This is a genomic window from Nitrobacter sp. 62-13 (assembly GCF_001896955.1).
Taxonomy (GTDB): domain Bacteria; phylum Pseudomonadota; class Alphaproteobacteria; order Rhizobiales; family Xanthobacteraceae; genus Nitrobacter.
Map to the genome: position 1 here is coordinate 2,001 of NZ_MKRN01000087.1, position 1,860 is coordinate 3,860.

At 64.0% G+C, this 1,860-nt stretch carries 1 protein-coding gene and 1 pseudogene (1 of these 2 cut by a window edge); both read left to right on the forward strand.

Features of this window, described 5'->3' with window-relative positions; genetic code table 11:
• Positions 1 to 1,162 (forward strand): annotated as a pseudogene (gene trbE / locus BGN91_RS08175) (conjugal transfer protein TrbE) (it extends 1,252 nt beyond the left edge of the window).
• Positions 1,159 to 1,860, forward strand: a 702-nt coding sequence (trbJ, locus tag BGN91_RS08180) for a P-type conjugative transfer protein TrbJ (RefSeq protein WP_292612139.1), incomplete at its 3' end; no start/stop codon positions are given. The pseudogene trbE and the gene trbJ, both read left to right, overlap by 4 nt.

A 1,860-nucleotide genomic window follows, 5' to 3' on the forward strand; every position in this document is an offset into this window, starting at 1 on the left:
CCGCTTTTCGCTCCACGTTGGCGATGTGGGCCACACCTTGGTCGTGGGGCCAACCGGCTCCGGCAAATCAGTGCTGCTCGCGTTAATGGCCCTGCAATTCCGCCGCTACGAGCGCAGTCAGGTCTTCGCGTTTGACTTCGGCGGTTCGATCCGCGCCGCCGCGCTGGCGATGGGCGGAGACTGGCACGACCTCGGCGGCGGCCTCACGGAAGGTTCCGAAATATCCGTCTCTCTCCAGCCACTCGCACGCATCCATGACACCTATGAGCGGGCCTGGGCGGCTGACTGGATCGTCGCCATCCTGATGCGCGAAGGCGTTGCGATCACCCCGGAAGTCAAGGAGCACATCTGGACGGGGCTGACCTCGCTTGCCTCCGCACCTGTCGAGGAGCGGACGATTACCGGCCTGACGGTGCTGCTACAATCGAACGACCTCAAACAGGCAATTCGACCCTATTGCGTTGAAGGCCCCTATGGCCGGCTGCTGGACGCGGAATTCGAGCATTTGGGTTCGGCCGCTGTTCTAGCCTTCGAGATCGAGGGTCTTGTCGGAAGCGGAGGGGCGCCCGCCGTCCTGTCCTACCTGTTTCATCGTATCTCCGACAGGCTCGACGGCTCGCCGACCCTGCTCATCATCGACGAGGGGTGGCTGGCGCTAAACGATCCCGGCTTTGCCAAGCAGCTCACAGAGTGGCTTGTCACGCTCCGCAAGAAGAACGCGTCGGTCGTCTTCGCAACCCAGTCGCTTGCACAGATCGAGAAGAGCACGATCGCTGCCGAAATCGTCGACAGTTGCCACACGCGGCTGCTGTTGCCCAACGACCGGGCGATCGAACCGCAGATCACCAGCATTTATCGCCGGTTTGGGCTCAATGATCGCCAGATAGAGATTCTCGCGCGAGCCACGCCGAAACAGGACTACTACTGCCAATCCCGACGCGGCAATCGCCTTTTCGAGCTGGGCCTCTCCGACGTCGGCCTCGCCCTCTGCGCCGCATCCGCAAAGGATGATCAGGCGTTGATCGCCAGCATCCTGGCCGAGCACGGCCGGGAGGGGTTTCTCCCTGCGTGGCTCGAGGCCCGCGGCGTGAGCTGGGCCGTCGATCTCCTTCCCAACTTCCCGACGCTCCTCCCCGAACACTCAAAGGAGGCTCAACCATGAGCACCCGTCAATCCCGCTCGCGCGCGGCAGTCCTCGCCGCCACCATCTTCTCACTTCCGATATCACTTATGCCGCTGGTGGTCACGCCCGCTTCGGCGCAGTGGATCGTCTACGACCCGACGAACTACGTGCAGAACGTGCTTCAAGCGGCACGCGCGCTTGAGCAGATCAACAATCAGATCACCTCGCTTCAGAACGAAGCGCAGATGTTGATCAACCAGGCACGGAATCTCGCCAGCCTGCCGTACTCCTCGCTCCAGCGGCTGCAACAGTCGATCCAGCGGACCCAGCAGTTCCTCGGCCAAGCGCAAAACATCGCCTTCGACATCCAGCAGATCGACCAGGCTTTTCAGACGACGTATGGCAGTGCCTCGCTGTCCGCGTCCGACCAGCAACTCATCGCCGACGCTCGCACCCGATGGCAGAACACCGTGGGCGGCTTGCAGGACGCGATGCGCGTGCAGGCGACAGTGGTCGGCAATCTCGACACCAGCCGCGCCGAGATGTCAGCGCTCATCGGCCAAAGCCAAGGTGCGACCGGCGCCCTGCAAGCCGCCCAGGCCGGCAACCAGATCCTCGCCCTACAAGCCCAGCAGCTCGCAGACCTCACCGCCGTTGTAGCCGCCGATGGCCGCGCCCGTGCGCTCGCAGAGGCGGAGCGCGCGGCCGCTGCGGAGCAGGGCCGCGAGCAGCGCCGG